Source organism: Paenibacillus sp. yr247 (genome assembly GCF_900103825.1).
In the GTDB taxonomy this organism is placed as follows: Bacteria; Bacillota; Bacilli; order Paenibacillales; family NBRC-103111; genus Paenibacillus_E.
On record NZ_FNIF01000008.1, the window covers coordinates 19,987 to 46,102 of the forward strand.

The window sequence follows — 26,116 nt, forward strand, 5'->3', positions numbered from 1 at the left end:
TTATTTGCCATCTCCTTCTGCGTAAACATGGAGGAGTGTATCTTCCGGATTTGGATAAGGGGCAAGATCCGCATACTTCGTTGCTTCATTGATCTCTTGCTTTTGCTGTTCCTGAAGGTTCCGATCTTGTTCCTCACTCCAAAGGCCGCATTCCATTAAATATTCTTTGAATTTCAGTATGCCGTCTTTTTGACGGTTCTGCTCGACTTCCTCTTTCGTCCGATACAGCATGTCATCATCCGATGTCGAATGAGGCATAAGACGGTAGGACATCATTTCGATAAGGGTTGGACCTTCACCGCGAATCGCTCTATCTCTAGCTTCCTTGGTAACCCGATACATTTCTAATACATCGCTGCCATCAACTTGAATACCCGGAAACCCATACCCCAGAGCACGATCTGCGATTTTCCCTGCAACTTGTTTATGAAGAGGAACTGAAATAGCGTATTGATTGTTTTCACAAACAAAAATGACAGGCAGTTTATGCACACCAGCAAAATTACAACCCTCGTGAAAATCCCCTTGATTACTGGAACCTTCACCGAAAGAAACGTACGTAACGAAATCTTGTTTTTTCATTTTTGCAGCAAGCGCGATACCTGCAGCATGAGGCACTTGTGTCGTTACTGGGGACGAACCCGTCACCACATTATTTTTCTTGTCGCCGAAATGCCCGGCCATCTGACGGCCACCGCTGTTGACGTCTTCTGCTTTGCAAAAAACGGCAAGCATCAAATCCTTCACGGTCATGCCAATTGAAAGAACAAATGCATAATCACGATAATAAGGCAGGAAATAATCTTTTTGCGCTTTCATAGCGAAAGCCATCCCTACCTGACCTGCATACTGACCCATTCCAGATACGTGAAAGGGTATTTTACCTGCGCGCTGGAGCATAAAAGCTCGTTCATCATATTTAGCTGCAAGACTCATGACTGTATACATACGAACGACTTCATCGTCAGATAAACCTAATGTTTTATGCTTATAAAGCTGACCAATGGACATGGAGGTTGCCTCCTTTAGAAATTTAGTTGTTCATTAAATTGTTACCTGGTCCTAAGACTTGACTCTATAAGCATATTATAAACGCAAATGGTTATGATTACAATTTTTATCCGCTAATTGCAATCCCGTCTACAGCCAGCATCGCTTCTCCTAATGCTTCCGACAAAGTAGGATGTGGATGAATGGTTTGTCCCACTTCCCACGGTGTCGCATTCAGGACTTGGGCAAGTGCAGCTTCAGTTATACTGTTCGTCACATGCGGGCCAATCATGTGAACCCCAAGAATGTCATTCGTTTCACTATCTGCTACAACCTTCACGAAGCCATCCGTATCTCCATATACAAGAGCTTTCCCTATCCCCTTGAAGCTGAATTTTCCAATTTTCACTTTATGCCCTTGGTCAACTGCTTGCTGCTCCGTCCAACCTACGCTGGCGATCTCCGGCCTTGTATACGTACATCTTGACACAAGATGTGCTTGCAGTTCATGTGGTAATTGACCAGCAATATGTTCGGATGCCAAGATCCCTTCATGACCAGCCATATGGGCCAGCATGAGACCGCCAATTACATCGCCAACCGCATAGATGTGTGATTCTGTCGTTTGCATGAACCGATTCACACGAATAACACCTTTATCTATTTTAATATCGGTATTCTCAAGTCCGATTCCTTCAATATTGGCTATGCGTCCAACAGAGACAAGTACCTTATCCGCTGTTAATTCAATCATTTCCCCTTGTTTGTCCACTTGTAAAGTAACAGTACCTTCTGTCACATTTACGGATTCCGGCAGCACTTTAGCTCCTGTAACAAGGTTAATTCCACGTTTTTTAAACAATCGCTCCAGTTCTTTGGAGATGTCTGAATCTTCTAAGCTCACTAACCGTTTGTCAAGCTCAACTATGGTCACTTCTACACCGAAATCACGTAGCATAGAAGCCCATTCTACACCAATAACACCGCCGCCTACAATGATGATCGACTTCGGCAGCTCTTCCATACGCAAAGCGTCTTCACTTGTTAAAATATGCGTTCCATCAATCGTTAGACCTGGCAAGCTGCGCGGTCTGGATCCTGTAGCAATAATCAAATTGCTTGATAGAAGCGTCTCGATATCACCATCTTCCTTCTCCACGGAAACCGCTCCGCTGCGAGGGGAGAAGATCGAAGGACCAATAATGCGGCCATTCCCGAAATGGACTGTGATTTTATTCTTTTTCATCAGGAATTGCAGTCCTTGATGTAGTTGATCAATAATACGTTGTTTCCGACCTATCACGCTGTCAAACTTCAGTTCAACAGATCCTGCCGTGATCCCGTAGTCCTCACTTTTCTTCATTGTTGCGTACACTTCAGCGCTTCGAAGCAAAGCCTTACTCGGAATGCAGCCTTGATGTAAACATGTGCCTCCAAGCTTGTCCCTTTCAACAATGGCCACTGATTTGCCTAGCTGCGCGGCCCTTATAGCTGCGGTATATCCACCAATCCCTCCGCCAAGGACAACGACATCATATCTATGTTCACTCATTATGTATTTCCTCCCTATTAAACATTGGGTACCTCATATGTATACGCCTGTCTCTATTATATTACCCTTTTTCGTGCCCTAAATCATAGTCTTATTTGTGAATTAGACACACTAACAGTTTCGGAGTATGATGATAGAAATAAACATGAGCCGTATAAGTAAGGAGCAGCTATGAGAGCGCCATTTTATCGATTTATTGCTATTCTTCTTCTCGTTATTCCCGGTTTGACAGCCACCTATGGGTTCCTTGCTATGAAAGACGCTTTTTTTGCCCAATTCGCTGAGGACGGTCATTTCCTTTGGGGGAAATTTATACTTGGCCTTATTTTATTCCTCTTAGGCGTTGCTTTTATTGGAGGATGGACCTTTTTCCGCGATCGCAAACGGAATTATGTCGCTCCAAGATTTAAAGCCAATCGCCGCAAATAGACCGAACTCTCAACGTTCAAGTCCGGCCTAGACGATCTAACCAATTGAGGAATCGGTTCCTTTCAATCATTTGCGTTATGGAACTCACCTCAGCGTACTTATGTAAATAGCTGAGTATAACAACAATCAGGATTTGAGCCTCCCAAGGCAAGATCATGATAACCCCATAACCTAAGGTAAAACCGAGCAGATTTGCTCCGGCATCACCGAGCATTCCGCGCCCCCCTATATCAGGCCCATATAAAAGAAGACCTCCCAAACAGACTGGCATCATCGGAAAAAGCATGCTTATGTTGACACCTAAAAAAAGCAAACCAAGTAAAAAAACGGTTATGGAACCACCCAAAAAAACCTTTAATGAACGCCCTGGACGAACGTCAAACAAATTCTACGCATTCGTCATAAGCATCACCAGGACAAGCTCAACCCCCATCCGCCAGATGGGGGTTTGTCCGTTCCGTACGGATATCACAAGCCACGTCACAACAGTTAGGGCTCCAAACGCCTTAACCGCTCCCATTGAAAAAGAATGGGTTTCTTTCCAATACCGATAATGGCCCCTTAAACCTTTCACGGCTTTGCTGCCTATTAAATCATCTGTCCAGCCTAATAAGAAAATAACTGTATAGCTGCAAAGGTATACATCCGATTATTCGTTTCAAAGGTACGTAGAGAGCTGACAAACGGAATTGAACCTATCAGTCCAGAAGAATTTAGCCGCACAGCCCCTTGTAAAATAAGCTCCTGAAACCACAAAAGCAGCCAAAGAACGATCCCCAGCCCGCGAGGAATCAAACGGCCTGCATAATTCGTCTCCAATTGAGCATGGACCTCTAGAAACTTCTGAACGTGAGGCAGCAGCCACCGTCCTGCCGCTCCAAGAACAATCAGATCGAGGATCGATCCGATGAGTACCATACCTGCTTCCTCTCCTTCAATCGAGTCAGAAGTGTGAAGCCAATCGCTGCAAATTGCCTGCCGCGGTGCATGAACCCGTGCCAATCTCTCCCCGTTTCTCGGTGAGAGATCGGCACGTCCAGCTCCACGATGCGCAGGCCGTGCCGTGCCGCATCGATCGTGAGCGCGACTTCCACGCCGAAGCCGCGCGCGAACCTACCTAGCTCCCGCAGATGATCAGCGCGCACAGCGCGCTGTCCGGACAAGGGAGCTTCGGTCTCATAGCCGCTGAGCCGGTGAATACCGCGGCGGGCTAAGCCCTTGGCCATGCCGAAGCCTGCTTTGGCGCCGGACGGCGGCAGCTTCGCTATCGCCATGTCCGCTTCGTGCCGCAGCAGCGGCTCGATGAGGACGAGCGCCTCTCCAGCTGTAGCCTGCAGGTCGGCGTCAAGAAAGAGCAGTAGGTCGCCTCGCGCCTCGGCGACACCTGACTGCATCGCCGCTCCTTTACCACGGCGGCGGTCATGCCTCACCAGCTTGTCCACCCAAGGCCAAGCGGCTTCATAAGTGTTATCCTCACTTCCATCGTCTACAACAATAATTTCAAACCTCAGCGCCTTAGGCCATATGAGGTCTGCCTGCCACTGTAGGTGTTGAAGGGTTCGCTGAATTGTGCCTGCTTCATCCAAACAGGAATAATAATGGAAAGGTACGGCTTCATCCTTGACCTCCAAGCTTCCAAACGACGTGAGTAACCCGTTTCAGTATCCAGTGCAATTGAAAAAGCCCCAATCCGATGAAAAAGAGCGAAAGAAAAACAGTCGAACATGCCTCTTTCGTCCATACATACGGCTTCTTATAAAAAACACCTATGCTCTTGATATCCACCAACCGTGCCCCTATTTTCATCCGCACTAGAAGCGTGCTTCCCATGCCTTCCCTTCCTTTTTCCATAAAATCAATCATGTGGGTATGCGCGCCAACTGTGACGAGCCACTCACCTCGCTTCTCAAAAGCGAGTAAAAGCGCCGCATCCTCACTTGTCCCGAAACAAGGCAGCACATGGGCGAATACTCCCAGAGCGTTCGTGCGAGTCAAGCCTGGTGCCGTTCCATCTGGATAAGCATGTACGATTAACTCCGCGCCGCACGAAAGCGCTCGATCCGTCACACTGTCCATATCGCCAACAATCATATGCGGCTGATAACCGCATTCCAGCAGTGCGTCAGCTCCCCCATCTACCCCAATGAGGATCGGCTTGACCTCTGCGATAAAGGCTTTTGCAGCAAGTAAATCCTTTTTGTAACCCTTCCCTCTGGAAACAATCAATACATGTTTACCCTCGAAATTCGTTCTCAGAGATAACAATGGCAGCGGCTCCATGACAGTTTTCTTCTCACGCATCGCGTAGGTTAACGTATTTTCAATAAATTGCTCCAATAGCCTCGTCGATTGATCATTCGCGAGCTGCTGCAAATTTAACCATTTCTCACGCGTGAACGCGGAACAGGAAATGTGCCGATCTTCCAAGATGATCCTATCTTCATAAATCACAATTTCCGAATTCGGTATGAAATCTTGGAAAATGGCGGCTTCCGCTTCCCAAATAGGTATATTTTGTTGAAGCAGCATAAGCGGACCTTGGGTCGGATAAGCGCCACTCATCGTAATCTGGCAATTAATGACAGCCTTGACTTTATGATCGATTAGCTCTTGTGCAACCACTTCGTCCAGGTCACGATGCTGAATAACGACGATTCTGCCTGGCGGCAAATCACGCAGTAAGACTTTCGTAATTGCGCCTACGCTAATCTTCCCTTTGCAGAGAGGCAGCGGCTTAGATGAAAACAATGACAGCGAGGACCAATTCATGATAGACACCGACTTTCCTTTCGTCTCATGATTGGCTTATTTTGTCCTTTACCATGAAATTCTATGTATAATTTACCCTTTAAATGGCAAGCATTGGGTTATACTCTTATGGAAAGGAGACCAAACATCCATGGAGCTAAACATGAGTGCAGACGAAGTGTTAGGCCAAATTGTGCAGCTTCACAACACCGGGGAATCACTAGCCAAAAAGAATGTGAAGAAGCTGCATCCTGATCTAATGAAAAACGCGCTGTATTACTACCCAAGTTGGGAGCATGCCTTGCAAAAGACAGGAGTCAACAACAACAACGTTCACTAACATACATAAGTGCGTAAATAAAAAGCTCCGAGAGGGATTAACCGCCTTCGGAGCTCTTTTTATTAAGTTCCTTACTTCGTTATTCAAGAACTTCCCATTCAACCTGCACCGTGCGATCTACCCATGTGCGGATTTTAATTTCAATCGCGCTTTCGATTTCTTCGTCCGTCATTTCACCTAGTTTATATTCTGCTATTTCAAGGACATCCTGTTTGACCATTTCGCCAGACACGGCTAGTTGAATTTGAATACGCAAAGCCATCACCCTTTTCTAAAGAAATTGAATCTATGATTTATAAGAAAACTTTCCATTGCTGCTGACCAACTGATTATTTACAATAAAGAAGAACATCGAATATAAGATGAAAAGAGGAATACAAATGTCCCGCTCTCAAGCACAAAAAAATCGACAACGTTGTTTACGAGAAGGCAAGCTCGATCCCACCATCCAACGCTTACATTGGCATGGAATGAATCCAGTATCCAAAAAGACGCCTACACGGAAAGCATTACTAACCAAACAACTTCATAAACATAAATCAAGGAATTTGATCCATTCGCATGGTGATGATTCCTTTTTTCATGTTTCATTGTTCTCATGGATCGTTACGCCTTGTTCGGCTGCAAATCGGATTAATGCTTCTCTCTCCTCAGGACGAAATATATAGCTGCAATCAAACCCATTAAAGAACAGCTTCCACTCCCTCACAATTCCATCATCACTCAGTTGAAGCTCCGCTACATATAAGGAATCAGGCTCGTCCTCGAACTGAAGACCGATGTGAAGTTGAACCTTATCTTCGACAATTTCCTGCTCGCAATAGTCCATGATCACTGGTATAGGTCCTCCTATTGAATAAAATCTTTTTTATTTATATAATATACTAATGCACCCAAGCTAACAAAGATGAGGGCATGCTAGTTTGAGGAGGAATTACTTATGGCATACGATCCGCAGGTAGTAGATGCAACAATAGTTAGTGATAATAAAAAAAATGGTCTTTTCGAAGTCGTCGTCTCACTAAAAGACCGGAACAAATGCCGCCTTTTCTTCGAGAGAGATTCCGAAACCGGCATCGGTAAAGTGACTGATTTGAATAGATTGATGAAAGAACCATGTCCGATCTGCCGCAAAGATTACCTTTGCAACTGCCTTGACCGCTATAAAGACTCCATTGCGGATCAAGCTTTAACACTCATAAAATAATACATGATGCAGAACGAAACCCCCTAGCTTACTAAGCTAAGGGGTTTCATGATTAGTTGTGACGTTGTCGGTAAAACTTAAACCCACCGGATCCAGCGAGTGTAGGGATACCTTCTTAAAATCGGCTGCTAACGAATGTCTTGACCCTCTCTCCACTTATTCATAGATGGCTCGGTAAAGCCCTTCCATCAAACTCTGGTAACTGCTTGGTTCAAAGGTTATCTCGGCGAAAGAAACATGAATCACTTTATTGCTCGTCTTTACTACAAAAAAACTATCTTCTGCACGCTCCGAGTCAATATAGGTATAGCATTCTAGTTGAGTGCTTCCCGTTTTTTTACGCAAAAAATCCGTTGCTTCTGTACTCAAATTCGCATATTTAGGCATGGTTAGGTTCCTTTCACTTATTTGGCAATGTAATGGTGCTTATTATTGCGTATTTAAGACCCGGTGCAGCACCGAGTCTCTTTTTTACGATCTCATATTCATTTTAAGGGCACCGTTTTCCTCTTCAAGGCCAAATATCCACCTAATAAGGTAACCGGTACGATAACGAAGAGGCCAATCAACTCATACCATAACGGAATGCTATGATTGGTTAACATCGAATCAAATCCAATAGCTGCCCCAATGACACCAATACAAGCCGCGTTGAAATATTCAGCACGCTTCGCAACCTTAGCGGCGATGTATCCGCCAAGAAACGACCAGAACAAGCCAACTACCAACAGTAGAAGTAAAAAACCTACATTCGAATAAATAACACTTACATCCTGCTCATTCACTGGGCGATTGGCAAAATATATACTGCCAATTAACGCAGTCGATAAAAACGTACCCGAATTATCAACGGCTACACCAAGCAATACACCCAGAAAATGAAATTTTCGTTCACTTTTTTGTTCAACCATAGATTTTTCTACTCTCCTGATCACTTATCTACCAGCCTTATCCATAATACCATGAGGCCGACCCAGTATCCAGTTCCATACGTCCCGTGATGTCAACTCCGCTATTTCCACCAATTTGCCTTAGGATACTCCATCGCGTGTAAGAGGACGGTTTGACCAATTTTCGGCGTCGCGATTGGAACATTGTTGGCATGTGCTGCCCTTGTTGCACGCTCCACCGGATCTGACCAGTCGTGCAGGGATAATGTAAATGCTCCCCAATGTATTGGAATCATCAGCTTTCCTCTCACATCTATATGGGCTTGAACCGTTTCTTCCGGCATCATATGAATATCAGCCCAGCGTTCTTCATATTGACCGCACTCCATCAACGTAAGATCAAATGGACCATATTTTTGCCCAATTTCTTTGAAATGAGGCGCATACCCACTATCACCACTGAAAAAAATGTTGGATTGTTTTCCTTTTATCACCCACGAGCACCATAACGTAGCCCCGTGGTCCGTGATGCTTCTCCCCGAGAAGTGCGTAGCCGGAGTACAAGCTAATGTGAGTCCTTCAAACGTAAACTCGTCCCACCAATCATACTCATCGATCTTATCCGGCTGGACACCCCATCTGATCAAATGACTTCCAACCCCAAGCGGGACAAGAAACTTGTTCACTTTATGCTTTAATTTCATAATAGATCCATAATCCAAATGATCATAATGATCATGTGACAAAAGAACAGCATCAATCACAGGGAGCTGCGCAATTTCAAAAGGCAACCCGCCACTGTACCTTCCCTTACCGAACCTTGGAAATGGCGAAGGCGCTTTTCCAAACATCGGATCTAATAACAGGGCTTTCCCTTCAATCGCCACTAAAGAAGCAGAATGGCCAAACCAAGTCACTTTCGTTTCCAAATCCTTTATCAAAGATGGTGTTTCCATCGCTAATGGCCTTTTAGGACGACGGTTTGGACTACTTTTGGCGAAATCAAGCAATATACCCATCGTTTTTTTAAAGCTCCCATCCGTCATCGTAGGCACAGGATTTTGGAATTTCCCATTAACATACTGAGACGAACGAGAGAATGCTTGCACCTTCGCCTTCGACGGTTTTTGCCCAAAAACCGGGTAAACGTTCATAAATAGAACAAAAACAATCACAATTCCAATAACAATACTTGTCAAAATTAGTAACAACTTCGCGCCCCCAAGCTTAAACTTTATGGATTAGTCTTTTAATTTTTCAATGCCTATATTCGAAGTATTATCTTTGAAAATTAATTGACTAGATGTAATAACGTAAATGTTCATCGTGTGGTTCCAAGATTTTATTAACATTCCTGATTTTTCAGCCTGGAAAAGTCTCCATTTAAATCAAAGAAAGACACATTTTTTTTCACCACATTAGGGACAATAGCACAATCAGTCAATTTGCCCAAACATTCCTTAAAAATAGTCATAAGCTATCTCGAAACACAAAACCAATATCAGTTGGAGGTTGATTCGGATGAGTTGTGCACCTGGCGTAGGTTATACTTCTTCAGCAGCAATTTTAGTACTTTTCATTTTACTGGTAATTATCACTAGCGCTTTTGTTTGGTAATTCTAAAACAAATACAGGAAGACTACCTAGTCACTTAGGTAGTCTTCCTGACATTTGTCTGGCTGCCTTATGGCGAAATAATAAAATTGAAAAAGAACGCGCTGAGCAGAGCGCCCTTTTTGATATATAACTAGTTAATGCACATTAGCCTCAATCGTGATTAATTCGTATAGATCATTCACATCACACCCTAGGGTGTCAGCAATGGATATGGCAGACTTAAGCGGCATGATTCTCTTGTTTTCCACAAAGTCGATTAACCGCTCTGGTTTGTAAAGCAATGTTTGTGCAAGGTCTTCAACGGTCATGCCGGATTCATGTAATCGTTCACTAAGCAGGCAACGACCGAGATCATATTTCATATGCTGGTATCCTCCGAATCATTCATTCTCCGATATGCACCCTATTCTACCACTTAATTAGAAAATTCATGCACACTCATTCCAAGAGTATCCGCAAAATCAGAAGAGCCTATATACAAACACCCAACAAACCATAAGGTTTATTGGGTGAGATGGGAAAAGTTGATAGGTTCGAAATCAAAGTTTATCGATTTGCGCTAACTGGTAACAAGGGACTTCCAGCTCTTTAAAACCTTTACCACACAAAGATTCTAACCCTCTCAAGAAACCTTGTGTTCGATGCGAAGTTTATCTGCCACCATGGCGATAAATTCAGAATTTGTTGGTTTTGACTTTGAGATGTTAATCGTATATCCAAAAATGAACGAAATCGAATCAATGTTGCCGCGCGTCCATGCGACTTCAATCGCATGCCTTATTGCACGCTCAACGCGGCTAGGTGTTGTTTTGTACTTTTCAGCGATAGCAGGGTACAACGTTTTGGTGATAGCTCCGAGAATTTCGATATTGTTGTAGACCATCGTAATCGCTTCGCGAAGATATTGATACCCTTTAATATGCGCAGGAACTCCGATTTCATGTATGATGCTTGTGATATTCGCATCTAAATTTTTACCTTTTGGCATATGTACAACATTTGCACGGGTCGTGGAAGTTGTAGACGATGTTTGATTGCTGCCAACAAGCTGGCGAATACGATTCGTTAACGTTTCCATATCAAAAGGCTTCAATATGTAATAAGAGGCTCCAAGTTGTACAGCTTTTTGAGTGATGTTTTCTTGCCCAAAAGCAGTTAGCATGATGATTTTCGGTTGTGAAGGAAGATTCATCTCACGCATTTTCTCAAGTACACCCAGACCATCCAAGTGAGGCATAATAATATCTAAAATGAGTACATCCGGCAGTTCCCGTTGTTGTTCGAGAAAACGAAGAACTTCGTTACCGTTGTACGACACTCCCACAATTTCCATATCCTCTTGCTCACCAATAAACTCTGATAATAAATGGGTAAACTCACGATTGTCGTCTGCTAGCAATACTTGAATTTTTTGCAACTTAAAATCCTCCTTTAGCTACTAGTACAAGTTTGTAATTTCTCTCTTAAGTAAAGGTATTCGACACCCTAACTTAAATTCCTTCTGTCGAATATTATTTTTCTTTTCTTTTAATTGACTTTCTTATATAATATTATATTTATCTTCTACATCCTACATTTTTCGACAAAATCAAGCCAAATGGGTATTCCCTTGTAGAATGAGGTTAAAATAAAATAAAGAATCAAAGGCTTTTAACTCGCCTTTGATTCTTTGTAAGAGCCTCCTGAAGAAGGTCTAAGGATAATGCCTGAATCCTGAAGCATCCACTCAATGAAACAGCCATAGCCACTTGTAGGATCATTGACAAACACATGTGTGACAGCACCAATTAATTTACCATTCTGGATAATGGGACTGCCGCTCATCCCTTGAACAATTCCGCCTGTTTTATCTAATAATCTTGGATCTGTGATTTTAATCACCATGCCCTTTGTTCCAGGAAAATCTTGTTTGGATACATGAACAACCTGAATGTCAAACTTCTCGACCTTCTGTCCTTCCACAACGGTATAGATTTGGGCTGGGCCTTCTTTCACTTCTTCAGCGAAAGCAACAGGAATGGCTTCTTTGTCCAAGCTGTGGTCAGGCGCAGCATACATTTTTCCGAAGATACCGAAAGCCGTGTTTTTTTCAATATTACCTATCACTTTACTGTCTTTGTACAAGGTAGCATGCTTCTCACCAGGATCTCCATTGTGACTCTTAGAAATCGACGTTACATTGGAGTACACAATATCGCCGTCACCAACGATGATTGGCGTTTGGGTATCCATATCGGTGATAACATGTCCCAGTGCTCCGTATACGCCTTGATCAGGCGCGTAGAAGGTTAAGGTGCCCACACCTGCAGCTGAATCGCGTATATAAAGGCCTAAGCGATAGGACTTATCTACAACGTCGTAGACAGGCTGAAGTTTTACAGCAATCTCTTCGTTGTTACGAAGAATTTTTAGCTCCAGTGGTGTTTTGCTCTCACCAGATTTGGCAACGAGGTCAGCAACCTTACTTACATCTTTCGAATCTTTGCCATTAATCTTTGTAATTAAATCACCGACTTGAATTTTCGCTTCTTCACCAGGTGAAACTTTTTGGTCGGGGGCAACTGTTACTAAATGATGACCTACGACCAAAATACCGGCAGACTTAATTTTCACACCGATCGTTTGACCACCCGGGATGACTTTCAAATCGGGTACTACATTGACTTTAACTGTCTTGATTGGGATTGCACCGAACAGCTTGAGCTTCATTTCTGTTTGCCCAGAATGATCGGATTGCAAAGAAATGGGTTCGTTGAGATTAACTTGAAATGAGTGCTTGGCATTGCCGTTCACTTTTACAATGTCCGTATCTTTGACCGTTACTTGGGCGCTGACCGGCATTGTTAATTGAAGCTGCTTCCCCTGCCCGCTGAATAAGCGAAGTTCCTGAGGGAAGGAGGCAAAGCTTTGAAAAGGCGGAGACAAACTTACCATACAAACGAAGAAGACGAGCAGGAGTCCGAACAATCTTTTTCTTTTGCTGGATTGCAATATCTTCACGCTCCTTCACACATCTTGAGCCCTGACGATCAACGTCGTCAAATGCGTACCTATAAGTTAACCTCACTCTCACTGTTTTATAACTGAAAATGATGACTATCTATACTTTCATGCCCTTGATTTCTTATTTCTTGCCATGGCAAGCATTTCCCCAGCATGATGCAGGGTGGTTTCAGTCACTTCTACCCCGCCAAGCATGCGAGCCAATTCCTCAATTCGCCCAGAATCAGGCATATCTTGAACGCGTGTGAACGTTCTTTCTTGATCTACTTCCTTACGAATATAGAAATGAACATCAGCAAAACTAGCGACTTGAGGTAAATGTGTAATCGAGAAAACTTGACAGCTTGTAGATAATATAGACATTTTCTCAGCAATAGATTGCGCCGCGCGTCCACTTACACCTGTATCGACTTCATCAAAAACAAGTACAGGAATTTGATCAATACGTGCAAAAATAGTTTTCATCGCAAGCATTATCCTTGAGAGCTCCCCGCCAGATGCAATTTTGCTGAGACCTCGTAACGGTTCACCTGGATTCGGTGCCATCAGGAACTCAATCTGATCGATCCCTTGACGTGAGTAACGCACTTTGTTCCCTTCAACCTCGATCCCACGCTCATCCAGTGTCTGTTCAACCTGCACACGGAACTGTGTGCGTTCCATCTGCAGGTCACGAAGCTCATGCTCGATTTGAACGGCCAACTGTTGAGCGATCCCTTTGCGGAGATTGGAGAGATCCAAAGCCGACACTCCCAACTGTTTCTCCAAGGTGGCAAGCTTATCTTCCAAGTTACGAATATGCTCGTCTTTATTTTCAATGGTATCGACTTCTTGTTTTATTTTATCCACATAAGCTAATATCTCTTTTATATTTTCTCCATATTTACGACGCAAAGACGTGATCGTATCCAATCTTTGTTCAATAAAATCCAATCGGGATGAGTTAAATTCAATGCCATCTCGATAGTCACGCAGTTGGTAAGCCGCATCCTCCATTTGATAATAAGCAGACTGCGCCTGTTCGAGAAGAGGGCTAAGCTTTGTAGGATCAAGCTGCACGATATCCTGCAATCTGGAAATAGCCTTTCCTGCGGCATCTAAACCGCGATTCGTAGCATAGAGGAAATCATATGCCTCAGAAGAGCTTTGATATAGTTTTTCTGCATTAGCCAGCTTACGTTTCTCTTCCGCCAATGTTTCATCTTCGCCAATTTTGAGCTTTGCAGCAGAAATTTCATCGATTTGGAAGCGGTATAAATCTAGCATTTGAAGCGCCTGCTTGCTCGTTTCTTGGAGCTCACGCAGGTCTTTCTGGAGCTTCATATATTGGTCATAAGCAGCTTGATAGGTCTTCTTAGCAGTCTCAATTTCGGAATCACCGAATAAATCCAGAGAATCAATATGCTCGTCTACATTCAACAGGGATTGATGTTCATGCTGACCATGAATATTAACTAACCACTCCCCCGTTTTCCGCAGCATTGTCAAGTTAACAAGCTGACCATTTATACGGCTGGAGCTTTTACCTGTAGCCGTGATTTCTCTACGTATAACCAAATGCTCACTTGAATCAGCTTGAATGCCGAGTTCTGTAAGCGTATGCCAAACTGGATGCATGGCTGGCAGCTCGAACATTGCTTCAATCTCTGCTTTATCTGCCCCATATCGGACAAGTTCCGAAGAACCTCTACCGCCAACAATGAGCGTAAGAGCGTCAATAATGATTGATTTACCTGCACCTGTTTCACCTGTTAGAACATGAAATCCAGCTTTGAAACGAATATGTACATGTTCAATAACGGCCAAATTACGAATCGAAAGTTCTGTAAGCATGTGTTCCTCCTGGCATTAAGATAGTAACGACATAACTTCATTCACAAAAATAACGCTATTCTCATTGCCGCGGCAAATAACGAGAATCGTATCATCGCCGCAAATTGTCCCCATGACACCACTCCACTCTAAATTGTCTATAAGTGCACATATGGTGTTCGCAGTACCCGGCAAACATTTCATGACAACAAGATTATCTGTGTTATCAATACTTACAAAATGGTCACTCAAAGCCCTGCGCAGCCTTTGCATCGGATTAAAGCGCTGGTCAGCCGGCATCGAGTATTTATATCTGCCATCATCCAGGGGAATTTTAATCAGATGAAGTTCTTTAATATCGCGGGATACCGTCGCCTGTGTAACATGAAAACCCGCTGCCCGAAGGGACTCCACCAATTCATCCTGTGTCTCAATCTCGTGATTTGTGATAATCTCCCTGATTTTTACATGCCTTTGACCTTTCATGCTTACACCTCTATATGAAATGTGATTTTTTTGATTTTGTTCAGCGCCATATCTACATAAAGCACCCCGCCAGCTTCTGGATAAATCAGACTATAAGCCAGCAGCATATCTCGAACTGAGCTTCCTGTCATCTCAAGCGGTTTGCGTTCCTTGGCTACTTTTACCAGATAAATTTGATCTTCTTTCTGGGCAAAATAGTCGATAAATAACCGACTTTCCAACTGCTCTCTGTCGTTAATGGTCATGGTGATAGGAATTTTGGTTTTACCGGCAAGCACATCGAAGCCTGCGCCCTCAAGTAGCTCCACAACTTCGTCTTGTGGGATATCTGACTGCCTCGGGATCCTCATTCGTTTCTGAGTCGATCTGTCTAGCCATCTTTGGATTCGCCAAATGAGATAACCTACAACCATAATTAGAATTAATAAAATGACTGTGACATCGCCGTTCTCCATGTCCCTCACCTCGCCATAGTATTCGAGGATTTACTCCGAAAATCCTTTTTATGAAGTGAAAAAACCCATCTTTGGGCCGCAAAAAGGCGTTCTCAAAGATGAGTTTATTTGCCATGCAATTTTTGGGCTTCTTTGACGGTGTCCGCAGCTAATGCTTTCATCGAAGATGCGCCAATAAGAGAAGCAGCCTCAGAGTTACTTGACCAATAGGCAAGGAATTCAATATTCCCTTCCCCACCGGTAATTGGTGAGTACGTCAACCCCTTCAAACGGAAACCAAGCTCCTCTGCAAAGGATAATACCGTGGTCAGTACGTCTACATGCACCTCTGGATCGCGTACAACGCCGGATTTGCCAACTTTCTCTCTGCCTGCTTCGAACTGCGGTTTAATAAGGGCAACAACACTTCCCTGATCCAACAAAATCTCCTTGAGAGGAGGCAAAATAATTCGCAGTGAAATGAAGGATACATCTATACTTGCAAATGTAGGACGTGGACCGTTCAAATCTTCCATTTTCGTGTAGCGGAAATTCGTTCTCTCCATAACATGGACGCGCTCATCATTCCGAAGCGACCAGTCTAATTGATTATAGCCAACATCGACAGCATACACCAAAGAAGCACCATTTTGCAGTGCACAATCCGTAAATCCGCCAGTAGAGGCTCCAATATCCAGCATAACAGCGCCATTTAAATCAATGTCGAACTGTTTCAATGCCTTTTCAAGCTTAAGCCCGCCTCTACTTACATACGGATGAAGCGCGCCTTTGACTTTAAGCACGGCCTTCCTGCTGATCTTCATACCCGCTTTATCTACTGGTTCTTCATCAGCAAAAACAAGGCCAGCCATAATGGCGGCCTTTGCTTTTTCTCTACTTTCGAAATAACCTTGCTCGAGGAGCAATAGATCTAATCGTTCTTTATCCGATGACATTAGAATGTGTTTACTCCTATTCGTATAGTGCCTTTGCCTATGCCCTTTGTCGTTTACGTGGCACTAGCTTCTTCACTTCAGCTATAAGGTTTTGTGAAGTAAGACCAACTTCCTCACGCTGCTGTTTAACGGTTCCATGTTCAACGAAGTAATCCGGAATTCCCATCAAATGGACAGGTGATCCCACCACACCTTTGCTTGCGTAAAATTCTAAAACTGCGCTTCCGAGTCCGCCTTGGATTGAACCTTCTTCCATTGTGATTATCGGCAGCGATTCACCAGCTAATTGGAGTAAATAGTCTTCATCAAGCGGTTTGATAAACCGTGCATTCACAACACGAAGGTTGATACCTTCTTTCGCTAATTGTTCCGCTGCCTCTTCGGCAACCTGCACCATCGGGCCGACAGCTAGCACAGCGGCATAATCGCCTTCACGCAAGGTCTCCCAGGTTCCGATCGGAATTGCCTTCGGTGCCTCTTCGATATTCGCTCCAGTGCCACTAATACGTGGGTAACGGTACGCAATGGGACCGTCGTTATATTCCTGAGCTGTCTGCATCATATTCCGAAGTTCTTTCTCATCCTTAGGCATCATCAGCACCATGTTTGGCAGTGTACGCATAAAAGCAATATCGTACACCCCTTGATGTGTTTCACCATCAGGACCAACGAATCCAGCACGGTCAATGGCAAAGGTGACATTCAGCTTCGGACGGCAAATATCATGCACAACTTGGTCGTAAGCTCTTTGCAGGAACGTGGAATATACCGCAAAGATTGGCTTTAGTCCTTCGCTTGCAAGACCTGCGCATAACGTGGCGGCATGCTGTTCTGCAATTCCAACGTCAATCATGCGATTCGGGAACTGCTTAGCAAACTTCAGTAAGCCAGAACCTCCTGGCATAGCAGGTGTTACTGCGATAATGCGGGAATCCTTCTCTGCCAGTTCAATCAATGTATTGCCAAAAACCTCTGTATACATCGGAGAACCAACCGATTTGAGCACCTGGCCCGATTCAATCTTGTAAGGTCCAGGGCCATGCCAACTATGAGAATCCTGCTCTGCGGGTGTGTAACCCTTCCCCTTGGTTGTAATTACATGCACAAGAACAGGTCCGATCACTTTCTCAGCCTGTTTGAGTGTATCCATCAAAACGGGTAAATTATGTCCGTCAACAGGTCCCATATAGGTGAAGCCCAGCTCTTCAAACCAAACTCCGTTCAAAACAAAATATTTGAGACTGTCCTTCAGCTTCTCCGCTGTTTTGGCCAGCGTACCGCCGATGGCAGGAATTTTCTTCAGTAAATGTTCGACTTCTTCTTTGGCTTTCAAATAATGACGATCGGAACGAATTTTGCTTAAATAATTATGAATAGCCCCGACATTGGGCGCAATGGACATTTCATTGTCATTCAGAATGACCATAATATTTTTCTTTTCGTGACCAATGTGATTCATCGCTTCTAAAGCCATACCGCCTGTTATTGCACCATCTCCGATGATCGCAACAACTTTGTTATGCTCGCCTTTCAAATCTCGAGCCAATGCCATTCCCATAGCTGCGGATAAGGAAGTACTGCTGTGCCCAGCTTCCCAGACGTCATGTTCACTTTCAGAACGCTTAATAAACCCACACAAGCCTTTGTATTTACGCAATGTATCAAATTTATCTTTGCGACCCGTCAAAATTTTGTGTACGTAAGCTTGATGACCCACATCAAAAAGCAATTTATCATAGGGGCTGTGGAACAAGGTATGTAAAGCAATGGTGAGCTCAACCACACCTAAGTTCGAGGAGAGGTGTCCGCCTGTAACGGACAGCTTTTCAATAAGAAACTGACGGATTTCACCAGCCAATGTCTCAAGCTCCGTCAAGGATAACCGTTTCAAGTCCTCAGGCCGATTGATTTGTTCGAGCAGCACGCTTGTTTCCTCACTTTCAATGTGAAAATGCTAAGATTTCACCATTATATCATAGTTTTGGGTAAATCGTGTAAAACCGCACAGCGAAGGAACAAATTAAGTTGCTTTAATGATCCCTTTGCATTAAGTAATCAGCTAGCTGCAGCAGCCTCTCAGGATTAGCAATGTTTGCCTGAAGCAGCGCTTCTTTGGCTTGTTTCGTCAATTCCTTGACCTTTTGTTCCGAAGCCTCAATCCCTATAAAATAGGGATAAGTTACCTTCTGCTGCTTCTCGTCACTCTTCACTGGTTTACCGAGCTTCTTCTCATCTCCGATAATATCCAAAATATCATCTTGAATTTGAAAAGCAAGGCCAATCGCATTACCGAAATCACTGAGCGCGGTTAGCTGAGCATCCGTTGCACCGGCAATATAACCACCGGCTCGCAAGGAAAATACAATAAGATCACTCGTTTTATGCAGGTGAATGAACTCTAATTCTTCAAGCTTTGTAAGCCCTTGCTCCCCAAGCATATCAGCAGCTTGACCGCCAACCATGCCCCTAGCACCTGCATACATGGCGAGTTCTTCGGTGATGGCCAGCACACGTTCTGCTGGAATGCCGTGACCTTTGTGGGCTTGCGTAATACTATAAAACGCTTGTGTCAGCAGTGCATCCCCTGCTAGTATGGCCATAGCCTCACCATATACCTTGTGATTGGTCAGCTTTCCTCTGCGATAATCATCATTATCCATCGCAGGAAGATCATCATGAACCAAAGAATAGGTATGGACCATCTCAATCGCCAAAGCGACCGGCAGCGCCGCCAACTTAGAGCCTCCAAGTGCCTCTGCCGCTGCTAGCACCAGGATGGGCCGCAATCGCTTGCCTCCAGCCATTAAGGAGTAGTTCATGGACTCACGAAGAGAACCAGGAACATTCCAGGCCGCAGGCAGCGCTTGTATTAATGCCGCTTCAACCATGTTTGCATGAGAAGTTATATATTCACTGATTGTGGACGTCGTATTCAACCTAATTCCCCTTATCTTCCAAGACAGGTTGGAAAGGCTTCCTGCTCACAGTGCCTGCTTCCCCTTCAACCAGCATCTCAATTTTCTTCTCCACTTGTTCAAGCTTCACACCGCACAGATGGGAGAGCCGAACGCCTTCCTGATACAGCTCAATCGCTTTCTCCAATGGTACGTCACCGCTTTCCAATTGGGCAACAATGCGTTCCAACTGCTCAATGGCCAGTTCAAAGCTAACTTCAGTTTCACTCGTTGACATCTTTGTTCTCCTCCATCCCCGATACTTGACAATTCAACCTGCCGTCTTTGAGGCGAATCTTCACGAAATCCCCAACCTTCACTTGGGAGACGGAACGAATGAGCTGCTGTTCTTGTTCGTCGTACGCCAAGCTGTAGCCCCGCTGCATGACCTTTAGCGGGCTGAGGGCGTCCAAATGACGGACGCCGGATTGCCACTCCTGCTTCTTCGCGCGCAGGAGGGTCTGCATGGCCGTGAGCATCTGCCGCTTGGAGGTTTCCAAGCGCCGCTTCGCGAACACGGCCTGCTCTTTTGGATTGAAGCTGGATAAGCTGCGCTCCAGCTTCATGTGCCGCTCCGCCAGCCGTGCTACGCGCTGGCGCATGCGGTAACCGAGCTGCTCCGCAAGCCGGTCAAGCCGCTCAGCAGGCTGCATTAGCAGCTGCCTGCGGGGGTTCGTCAGGAACGGGGAGCGCTTCGCGCGCTCCAATCGTTCCTGCTTGCGGCGCAGCTGCTGGAGCAGCCCATAGTGCAGCCGCTGCGCTAGCTGCGAAAGCTGCTGCTTCAGCTCGAGGCGGCTAGGCACTGCGAGCTCGGCCGCCGCCGTAGGCGTCGGCGCTCTGAGATCGGCGACGAAGTCCGCGATCGTAAAGTCCGTCTCGTGCCCGACGGCCGAGATAACGGGAATCGCGGAGGCCGCGATGCTCCTCGCAACAGCTTCCTCGTTGAACGCCCAGAGCTCCTCTAGCGAGCCGCCTCCGCGGCCCACGATGAGCACATCGGCTTCACCGAGCCTGTTCATGGCTTCGATCGCCTTAACGATCGAAGGTGCCGCTTGCGCCCCCTGTACCAGCACGGGGTACAGGAGAATCTGAACCGAAGGGAAGCGCCGCTGAAGCGTGATAATGACATCACGAATGGCGGCCCCCGTCGGTGACGTGATCACGCCGATCGCACGCGGAAACCGAGGAATCGGTTTCTTGCGCTCCGCCGCAAACAGCCCTTCTCCTTCGAGCTTTTTCTTGAGCTGCTCGAAGGCCATATATAAACTGCCGATACCATCCGGCTGCATCGCAGTCACATAGAACTGATAAGCTCCGTCTCGTTCATATACGGAAATATTTCCGCGAGCGATCACTTTCGTTCCCTCTTTTGGCATAAAACCGAGCTTCTGGTTATGTGAAGCAAACATAATGCTTTTAAGCCTGCCATCGGCATCCTTAAGCGTAAAATACATATGACCGCTGGAATGATGTGTGAAGTTAGAGATTTCCCCGCGAACCCAAACATCCTGAAGACGGGAGTCGCCTTCCAGCAGTAATTTAATATATCGGTTCAAATCCTTGACAGATAAGATCTTCGTATCGTTTCTCGCCATACTCCCTGTTAAACGCTCACATTCGCTTTAGCTGCGCGGCCAGCTGCATCAACCGTGTTGCGAAGCAGCATGGTAATGGTCATTGGGCCTACGCAACCTGGTACGGGAGTGATTGCACTCGCAATCTCTTTAACCGCTTCAAAATCAACATCCCCCGTCAGCTTACCATCAGCAGGACGGTTCATCCCTACATCAATAACAACAGCACCCGGTTTCACGTGATGTGCTTTAATCAAATGCGCTTTGCCCACAGCAACAACGAGAATATCGGCTTGTTTTGTGATTTCTTCCATATTCGGTGTACGTGAATGAACAATCGATACTGTCGCATGCTCACGTAGAAGCAGCATCGCCATTGGTTTTCCAACAATATTGCTTCTTCCTACCACTACAGCATGTTTGCCAGCTATTTCTACACCTATGCGTTTCAGAATCTCAATGACACCATGAGGTGTACAAGGCTTCATCCCGTCTTTACCTATCATTAAATTACCGACATTGATTGGGTGAAAACAATCCACGTCCTTGAGCGGATCAATTTCATCCACAACGGCTTCTTCATTGATATGCTTAGGCAGCGGTGATTGAACTAGAATACCGTTAATTCGATTGTCACTATTGAATTTATGGATGAGTGCAATTAACTCCTGTTGGGTCGTATTTTCAGGCAAACGATGTACTTCGGAATAAATACCTACATCATCGCAAGCTTTCGCTTTATTTCTTACATAAACCTGTGAAGCTGCGTCTTCTCCCACGATGACAACAACTAGACCTGGCTGGTTGCCTTGTGCCGAAAGTGCTGCTACATCCGCCTTAATTTCCTCACGAATGGAACTTACCAATTCTTTCCCATTAATAACTTGTCCAGACATGTTATTTCCCCCTCAGAGTTTTCGTAGAAAACTTATTTCGTAAGCTTTAACATAGCGTTTTTACAGAAAACTTGCTGCATAAGCCTAACTAAGTGTTTCAACTATAGCTATATAGGAATGGTTGAATATTCAATGTTAATTAAGACGGAGTTACCTTGCTCTTTAAATCGTCAACTTCTTTAATCATTTTACCAAGAACACCGTTTACGAACTTACCGGACTCTTCCGTGCCATAGTGCTTGGCCAGATCGATGGCCTCATTCACGACAACTTTAGGTGGAACATCATCTCTGTACAGCATTTCATATACAGCCAAACGCAAAACTTCACGGTCAATCCGTGAGAGCCTTTCCATTGCCCAACCTTTTAAATACTCCTCAAGAAGCTCATCGATTCTAACTTTGTTACTGTATGTTCCCTCGACCAGCTCATAAATGTAGGCGGGGTCAATTTTTTCTCCGTAAAAATCCAACTGCGTTTCATTGTCATTCTCTGCTTCATGAATCGCGGTTTTGACAGCCTCCTGAGGCGTGGCCTCATTCATCTGGATTTGGTATAGGCTTTGTACAGCTATTTCTCGTGCAACTCTGCGTTTCATTGTGGTCCTCCTAAAGTTTTCGTACAAAACTAACTTCGTAAGCATTCATTTATGTCAATCACCCTTTAAAGCTCTTTCTGTTAGTATACGTCATATTGGAATGAATCCAAACAAAAAAATCCATGGTTGAACCAGGGATTTTAGCGAAACATTCTCCATTTTTGCGTGAGATAGCGCCAAATGTCTTCAAGCATGACGAAACTTTCCTTACGATCTAATTTGTTCCCAACATAAAATCCTAAGAGAACAATGAATCCAAAGATCAGCATATTCCAAAAACCAAAAAATAAATAAATGAAGCCGAAGAAAACCCCTGCTGCCACTCCGATCACTTTGCCCCTATGAAACTCCCATAGCTCATTCCACATGAGTGGGTTCACCTCTATTCGACTCGGCTTTTAAATGTTGGGGCTGATTGCACGATGTTCGCTACGAATACGGTTACGGAAGCTACAGGAATGCCGGTAATATCTTCGATGTAACTTTTCACAGTACTTTGCATGTCTTCAGTAAGTTCAGGAATCGAACTTTCCCCATCCACAATCGTTCTAATCGTAATCTCCAGACCGGATTGATTCACCCTTACACGCGCACGGAGATCTTTGGCGCCTTTCGTACGTCCAGCAGCTTTCAAAGATAAATTCTCAACGGTTTCTATCGAGATGCGAATATCACCGAAATCAGTCCGTTGGTCGATAGATGGCGCTTGAGAACGACCGCGGCGCAGCGATAAAATAAGAAACCGAACAGAAATTAGAAGCATGATCAAGCTAACAATAATCCCCGGGTACGCATAATTTTTCTCGAAATAAAAATTATTCAGCGTTTGACCTGCTTGTTCTAGAGGGATCCAGCTCGAAGCAGTGAACAATATAACGATAGAAGCAACGAAAATAATTAGGCTATAGAGAAGCAACAAGAGCCTATCCACAATTTTACCCACGTAAGCTTGTCCCCTTCCAATAGTTAGAGGAAACCCCCTGCAACCTGTAGGGGGTTTCAATTGATCCATATGGATACAGCAATTCCGCCTATTTTACTCGATGGGCAGCTGCTGTTTCTTCTTCAACCGGTTTATCTGCCTGTTTAAAATGAACATCATGAATATGAACATTGACTTCAACTACGTGGAGTCCCGTCATCGATTCAATCGCTTGCTTCACATTTTGTTGAATGTCGCTAGCAACCTCAGGAATTCGATTACCATATTCAATAATAATGGAGACGTCAATGGCTGCTTCACGTTGTCCGACTTCTACCTTTACGCCTTTGGACAAATTCTTGCGTCCAAGCAATTCAGCAATGCCGCCAGCTAACCCGCCACTCATCCCCGCTACTCCTTGCACTTCCACCGTTGCCAATCCGGCAATGATTTCGATAACCTCGGGGGCAATTTGGATGCTGCCCATGTCTGTTTTGACGTAATCCGGAGCGATTGTGCTCATTGTGGCACCTCCTTAGAGTTTTGCGCCAGCAAAACTGGCGTCGTAAGCATAAACTGAGTTTGTGAAACAAACTTGCATCGTAAATACTCTAGCTTAATCCTTTTTTTGGATAGGCTATCTTAATTTATTACTATACCATTTCACCAAAAATATGACAAATGTTTGTCTCTACGAATCGGAATCGTTTACATCATGCTCTTCCAAGAATTTAATATCATGGTCACCTTTGATAAATTTCTTGTGCTCAAGCAGCTTCAAATGGAATGGAATCGTTGTGCTTACACCATCAACCGCGAACTCGGTGAGCGCTCTTTTCATGCGGGCAATCGCTTCTTCTCGCGTACTTCCCCAAACAATGAGCTTTGCAATCATGGAATCATAGTGAGGCGGAATAGTGTAACCTGGATATACGGCGCTATCGACTCGAACGCCAAAACCACCTGGCGGCAAGTAAAATTTCACTTGACCCGCAGAAGGCATGAAGTTCCGATTCGGATCCTCTGCATTCACACGGCATTCGATAGCCCATCCATTGATACGAACGTCCTCTTGTGCAAAAGATAACGGATTACCTTCTGCGACACGAATCATCTCTTGGATAATATCGATCCCTGTAATCATTTCAGTTACGGGATGCTCAACTTGAATTCTTGTATTCATTTCCATGAAGTAGAAATTACCGTCTGGACCAAGTAGAAATTCAAGTGTTCCTGCGCCGGAATAATTTACGGCTTTCGCTGCCCGAACGGCCGCTTGCCCCATCGCTGTACGAGTTTCAGTAGTCAGAATCGGACAAGGTGCTTCCTCAACGAGCTTCTGTCTACGACGCTGAACGGAACAATCACGTTCACCCAAGTGAACAACATTACCATGTTTGTCAGCAATAATTTGAATCTCAACATGCTTCATACCTGTTAAATATTTTTCCAAATAAATACCAGCGTTACCGAAAGCATTTTGAGCTTCTTGCTGCGCTGCCGTAATCTGCTGTACGAGTGTTTCCTCGTTCTCGGCAATACGAATACCTTTACCGCCACCGCCAGCAGTTGCTTTGATGATGATAGGGTATCCGATATCTCTAGCAATGACGATTGCGTCTTCAATGTTCTCAACCAAACCGTCTGAACCTGGAATGATCGGCACTCTAGCTTCTTTCATCGTTTGCTTTGCAACCGCTTTATCGCCCATGCGGCTAATGGCATCCGGGGATGGACCGATAAAAGTAATATTACAGCTTTCGCAAATTTCTGCGAAGTCCGCATTTTCTGCTAGAAACCCATAGCCGGGATGAATGGCATCACACTCTGTCAGTGTGGCAACACTCATCAGGTTCGTGAAGTTCAAATAACTGTCCTTGGATGCAGTTGGCCCAATACAATAGGCTTCGTCGGCTAGACGCACATGCAGCGCTTCACGGTCTGCTTCCGAATAAACAGCCACAGTGTAAATACCAAGCTCACGACAAGCTCGAATAATACGAACAGCTATTTCTCCTCGGTTCGCTATTAGGATTTTTTGAAATTTCATTGTTTTTCCTCCTAAGAGTTTTCCGTTAGGAAAACTTGCATCGTAAGCGTGGACGGAGTTTTGCTAGAACAAAACTGGCGTCATAAAAGCATAAGCTTAAAACGCGCTTACTCCGGTCTTACCAAAAATAAAGGTTGTCCGTACTCAACAAGCTGGCCGTTATCTACGAGTACTTCAATGATTTCACCTTTAAATTCAGCCTCGATTTCATTCATCAATTTCATTGCTTCTACAATGCAGACGACAGTTTTATCGCCTACTTTGGAGCCAACACTTACGAAAGGAGCAGAGCCAGGGGAAGCAGACTGATAGAAAGTTCCTACCATCGGTGAAACTATCTTATGTAAAGATGAGTCCTCTTGCTTAGCATGTCCGGTAGTCGCAGGTATAGAGGCTTCGAATGCAGCAGCTGTGTTAGCAATGCTTGCTTGACCGATAGGAGCATAAGTGTGTTGTACGGGAGCCGTTACGTATACTGGCTCAGTTTTATTCGGCTTGCGAATAGAAAGACGCGCACCTTCATTTTCGATTTCAAGTTCTTGTAAAGAGGATTGATCGACGAGTTTGATCAACTCTTTGATTTCACTCAATTTGAACATTCATGTCACTCCTTCAAAGTTGGTGAACCAGTAAAAAATGCGGTTTCATAGCCGCAACG

The 26,116-nt window shown here is 44.7% G+C and carries 34 protein-coding genes; 4 read left to right on the forward strand and 30 right to left on the reverse strand.

What is annotated here, in order from left to right:
- Both BLT91_RS15750 and lpdA read right to left on the reverse strand, forming a co-directional pair.
- Positions 1-1,011 carry a thiamine pyrophosphate-dependent dehydrogenase E1 component subunit alpha gene (locus BLT91_RS15750; protein ID WP_090822543.1) on the reverse strand — a complete coding sequence of 337 codons (1,011 nt, stop codon included), beginning with the start codon at positions 1,009-1,011 and terminating at the stop codon, positions 1-3.
- A gap of 106 nt (positions 1,012-1,117) precedes the next feature.
- Positions 1,118-2,542, reverse strand: coding sequence for a dihydrolipoyl dehydrogenase (lpdA, locus tag BLT91_RS15755; protein WP_090822546.1), 1,425 nt, complete (start codon positions 2,540-2,542; stop codon positions 1,118-1,120).
- Positions 2,543-2,713: 171 nt separating this feature from the next.
- Between lpdA and BLT91_RS15760 the strand changes: the two genes are divergently transcribed.
- Positions 2,714-2,971, forward strand: a complete 258-nt coding sequence (locus tag BLT91_RS15760; protein ID WP_090822548.1) for a DUF2627 domain-containing protein — start codon at positions 2,714-2,716, stop codon at positions 2,969-2,971.
- Between the two features lie 16 nt (positions 2,972-2,987).
- On the opposite strand, the gene BLT91_RS15765 is transcribed toward BLT91_RS15760, so the two are convergent.
- From BLT91_RS15765 to steA, 5 genes are all read right to left on the reverse strand, one after another.
- Entirely contained in the window at positions 2,988-3,185 is a 198-nt protein-coding gene (locus BLT91_RS15765; RefSeq protein WP_090822550.1) for a hypothetical protein, read from the reverse strand.
- 174 nt (positions 3,186-3,359) lie between these two features.
- Positions 3,360-3,545 carry a hypothetical protein gene (locus tag BLT91_RS30720; protein WP_141225001.1) on the reverse strand — a complete coding sequence of 62 codons (186 nt, stop codon included), beginning with the start codon at positions 3,543-3,545 and terminating at the stop codon, positions 3,360-3,362.
- A 32-nt stretch (positions 3,546-3,577) separates the two neighbouring features.
- Positions 3,578-3,889, reverse strand: coding sequence for a hypothetical protein (locus BLT91_RS15770; RefSeq protein WP_090822552.1), 312 nt, complete (start codon positions 3,887-3,889; stop codon positions 3,578-3,580).
- Positions 3,859-4,602: a glycosyltransferase family 2 protein gene (locus tag BLT91_RS15775; RefSeq protein ID WP_254776974.1), complete on the reverse strand. Its 744-nt coding sequence runs from the start codon at positions 4,600-4,602 to the stop codon at positions 3,859-3,861. The genes BLT91_RS15770 and BLT91_RS15775 overlap by 31 nt, the downstream gene beginning before the upstream one ends.
- Positions 4,586-5,740: a putative cytokinetic ring protein SteA gene (gene steA, locus BLT91_RS15780; RefSeq protein ID WP_090822554.1), complete on the reverse strand. Its 1,155-nt coding sequence runs from the start codon at positions 5,738-5,740 to the stop codon at positions 4,586-4,588. Before steA ends, BLT91_RS15775 begins: the two co-directional genes overlap by 17 nt.
- Before the next feature lie 130 nt (positions 5,741-5,870).
- Between steA and BLT91_RS15785 the strand changes: the two genes are divergently transcribed.
- On the forward strand, positions 5,871-6,059 hold the full coding sequence (locus BLT91_RS15785) for a hypothetical protein (RefSeq protein ID WP_090822556.1): 189 nt from the start codon (positions 5,871-5,873) through the stop codon (positions 6,057-6,059).
- 79 nt (positions 6,060-6,138) lie between these two features.
- Here the strand turns inward: BLT91_RS15785 and BLT91_RS31655 are convergent, their stop codons facing one another.
- The gene (locus BLT91_RS31655; RefSeq protein ID WP_254776975.1) at positions 6,139-6,321 is read right to left on the reverse strand and encodes a hypothetical protein; all 183 of its coding nucleotides are present in this window, start codon (positions 6,319-6,321) and stop codon (positions 6,139-6,141) included.
- 318 nt (positions 6,322-6,639) lie between these two features.
- The gene (locus BLT91_RS15790; protein ID WP_090822558.1) at positions 6,640-6,894 is read right to left on the reverse strand and encodes a hypothetical protein; all 255 of its coding nucleotides are present in this window, start codon (positions 6,892-6,894) and stop codon (positions 6,640-6,642) included.
- 105 nt (positions 6,895-6,999) lie between these two features.
- Between BLT91_RS15790 and BLT91_RS15795 the strand changes: the two genes are divergently transcribed.
- Positions 7,000-7,266 carry a hypothetical protein gene (locus tag BLT91_RS15795; RefSeq protein ID WP_090822560.1) on the forward strand — a complete coding sequence of 89 codons (267 nt, stop codon included), beginning with the start codon at positions 7,000-7,002 and terminating at the stop codon, positions 7,264-7,266.
- Between the two features lie 156 nt (positions 7,267-7,422).
- Here the strand turns inward: BLT91_RS15795 and BLT91_RS15800 are convergent, their stop codons facing one another.
- The 3 genes from BLT91_RS15800 to BLT91_RS15810 all read right to left on the reverse strand — a co-directional run bounded on the left by BLT91_RS15800 (position 7,423) and on the right by BLT91_RS15810 (position 9,367).
- Positions 7,423-7,653 (reverse strand): hypothetical protein, encoded by a 231-nt coding sequence (locus tag BLT91_RS15800; RefSeq protein ID WP_090822562.1) that lies wholly within the window; start codon positions 7,651-7,653, stop codon positions 7,423-7,425.
- A 98-nt stretch (positions 7,654-7,751) separates the two neighbouring features.
- Positions 7,752-8,177 (reverse strand): hypothetical protein, encoded by a 426-nt coding sequence (locus BLT91_RS15805; RefSeq protein ID WP_090822564.1) that lies wholly within the window; start codon positions 8,175-8,177, stop codon positions 7,752-7,754.
- 101 nt (positions 8,178-8,278) lie between these two features.
- Complete coding sequence (locus BLT91_RS15810) at positions 8,279-9,367, reverse strand: MBL fold metallo-hydrolase (RefSeq protein WP_254776976.1); 1,089 nt, start codon at positions 9,365-9,367, stop codon at positions 8,279-8,281.
- A 310-nt stretch (positions 9,368-9,677) separates the two neighbouring features.
- On the opposite strand from BLT91_RS15810, the gene BLT91_RS15815 reads away from it, so the two are divergent.
- A complete protein-coding gene (locus BLT91_RS15815; protein WP_090822566.1) occupies positions 9,678-9,773 on the forward strand; it encodes a YjcZ family sporulation protein in 96 nt (31 codons plus the stop codon).
- Between the two features lie 134 nt (positions 9,774-9,907).
- On the opposite strand, the gene BLT91_RS15820 is transcribed toward BLT91_RS15815, so the two are convergent.
- The 18 genes from BLT91_RS15820 to accB all read right to left on the reverse strand — a co-directional run bounded on the left by BLT91_RS15820 (position 9,908) and on the right by accB (position 26,057).
- Entirely contained in the window at positions 9,908-10,135 is a 228-nt protein-coding gene (locus BLT91_RS15820; protein WP_090822568.1) for a helix-turn-helix domain-containing protein, read from the reverse strand.
- Between the two features lie 260 nt (positions 10,136-10,395).
- Positions 10,396-11,190 carry a sporulation transcription factor Spo0A gene (gene spo0A / locus BLT91_RS15825; protein ID WP_090822570.1) on the reverse strand — a complete coding sequence of 265 codons (795 nt, stop codon included), beginning with the start codon at positions 11,188-11,190 and terminating at the stop codon, positions 10,396-10,398.
- A gap of 233 nt (positions 11,191-11,423) precedes the next feature.
- Positions 11,424-12,764, reverse strand: a complete 1,341-nt coding sequence (spoIVB, locus tag BLT91_RS15830) for a SpoIVB peptidase (RefSeq protein ID WP_090822572.1) — start codon at positions 12,762-12,764, stop codon at positions 11,424-11,426.
- Between the two features lie 117 nt (positions 12,765-12,881).
- The gene (recN, locus tag BLT91_RS15835) at positions 12,882-14,609 is read right to left on the reverse strand and encodes a DNA repair protein RecN (protein ID WP_090822574.1); all 1,728 of its coding nucleotides are present in this window, start codon (positions 14,607-14,609) and stop codon (positions 12,882-12,884) included.
- Between the two features lie 15 nt (positions 14,610-14,624).
- Positions 14,625-15,074, reverse strand: a complete 450-nt coding sequence (argR, locus tag BLT91_RS15840) for a transcriptional regulator AhrC/ArgR (protein ID WP_090822576.1) — start codon at positions 15,072-15,074, stop codon at positions 14,625-14,627.
- Positions 15,075-15,076: 2 nt separating this feature from the next.
- Positions 15,077-15,529: a hypothetical protein gene (locus BLT91_RS15845; RefSeq protein WP_090822578.1), complete on the reverse strand. Its 453-nt coding sequence runs from the start codon at positions 15,527-15,529 to the stop codon at positions 15,077-15,079.
- Between the two features lie 104 nt (positions 15,530-15,633).
- A complete protein-coding gene (locus tag BLT91_RS15850; RefSeq protein ID WP_090822580.1) occupies positions 15,634-16,464 on the reverse strand; it encodes a TlyA family RNA methyltransferase in 831 nt (276 codons plus the stop codon).
- Positions 16,465-16,501: 37 nt separating this feature from the next.
- On the reverse strand, positions 16,502-18,388 hold the full coding sequence (dxs, locus tag BLT91_RS15855; protein ID WP_090822581.1) for a 1-deoxy-D-xylulose-5-phosphate synthase: 1,887 nt from the start codon (positions 18,386-18,388) through the stop codon (positions 16,502-16,504).
- A gap of 106 nt (positions 18,389-18,494) precedes the next feature.
- A complete protein-coding gene (locus BLT91_RS15860; RefSeq protein WP_175532337.1) occupies positions 18,495-19,352 on the reverse strand; it encodes a polyprenyl synthetase family protein in 858 nt (285 codons plus the stop codon).
- A 49-nt stretch (positions 19,353-19,401) separates the two neighbouring features.
- Positions 19,402-19,656: an exodeoxyribonuclease VII small subunit gene (gene xseB, locus BLT91_RS15865; protein WP_090822586.1), complete on the reverse strand. Its 255-nt coding sequence runs from the start codon at positions 19,654-19,656 to the stop codon at positions 19,402-19,404.
- Positions 19,643-21,013 carry an exodeoxyribonuclease VII large subunit gene (gene xseA, locus BLT91_RS15870; protein ID WP_090822588.1) on the reverse strand — a complete coding sequence of 457 codons (1,371 nt, stop codon included), beginning with the start codon at positions 21,011-21,013 and terminating at the stop codon, positions 19,643-19,645. The genes xseB and xseA overlap by 14 nt, the downstream gene beginning before the upstream one ends.
- Before the next feature lie 8 nt (positions 21,014-21,021).
- Positions 21,022-21,888 carry a bifunctional methylenetetrahydrofolate dehydrogenase/methenyltetrahydrofolate cyclohydrolase FolD gene (folD, locus tag BLT91_RS15875; protein ID WP_090822590.1) on the reverse strand — a complete coding sequence of 289 codons (867 nt, stop codon included), beginning with the start codon at positions 21,886-21,888 and terminating at the stop codon, positions 21,022-21,024.
- 139 nt (positions 21,889-22,027) lie between these two features.
- Positions 22,028-22,486 (reverse strand): transcription antitermination factor NusB, encoded by a 459-nt coding sequence (gene nusB, locus BLT91_RS15880; RefSeq protein WP_090822592.1) that lies wholly within the window; start codon positions 22,484-22,486, stop codon positions 22,028-22,030.
- Between the two features lie 140 nt (positions 22,487-22,626).
- Positions 22,627-22,854 carry a DUF2273 domain-containing protein gene (locus BLT91_RS15885; RefSeq protein WP_175532327.1) on the reverse strand — a complete coding sequence of 76 codons (228 nt, stop codon included), beginning with the start codon at positions 22,852-22,854 and terminating at the stop codon, positions 22,627-22,629.
- A gap of 14 nt (positions 22,855-22,868) precedes the next feature.
- Positions 22,869-23,429 carry an alkaline shock response membrane anchor protein AmaP gene (gene amaP / locus BLT91_RS15890; RefSeq protein ID WP_090822594.1) on the reverse strand — a complete coding sequence of 187 codons (561 nt, stop codon included), beginning with the start codon at positions 23,427-23,429 and terminating at the stop codon, positions 22,869-22,871.
- Positions 23,430-23,517: 88 nt separating this feature from the next.
- The gene (locus BLT91_RS15895; protein WP_090822596.1) at positions 23,518-23,931 is read right to left on the reverse strand and encodes an Asp23/Gls24 family envelope stress response protein; all 414 of its coding nucleotides are present in this window, start codon (positions 23,929-23,931) and stop codon (positions 23,518-23,520) included.
- Positions 23,932-24,099: 168 nt separating this feature from the next.
- The gene (gene accC, locus BLT91_RS15900) at positions 24,100-25,458 is read right to left on the reverse strand and encodes an acetyl-CoA carboxylase biotin carboxylase subunit (protein WP_090822598.1); all 1,359 of its coding nucleotides are present in this window, start codon (positions 25,456-25,458) and stop codon (positions 24,100-24,102) included.
- 107 nt (positions 25,459-25,565) lie between these two features.
- Positions 25,566-26,057 (reverse strand): acetyl-CoA carboxylase biotin carboxyl carrier protein, encoded by a 492-nt coding sequence (gene accB / locus BLT91_RS15905; RefSeq protein WP_090822600.1) that lies wholly within the window; start codon positions 26,055-26,057, stop codon positions 25,566-25,568.
- Between the last annotated feature and the right edge of the window lie 59 nt (positions 26,058-26,116).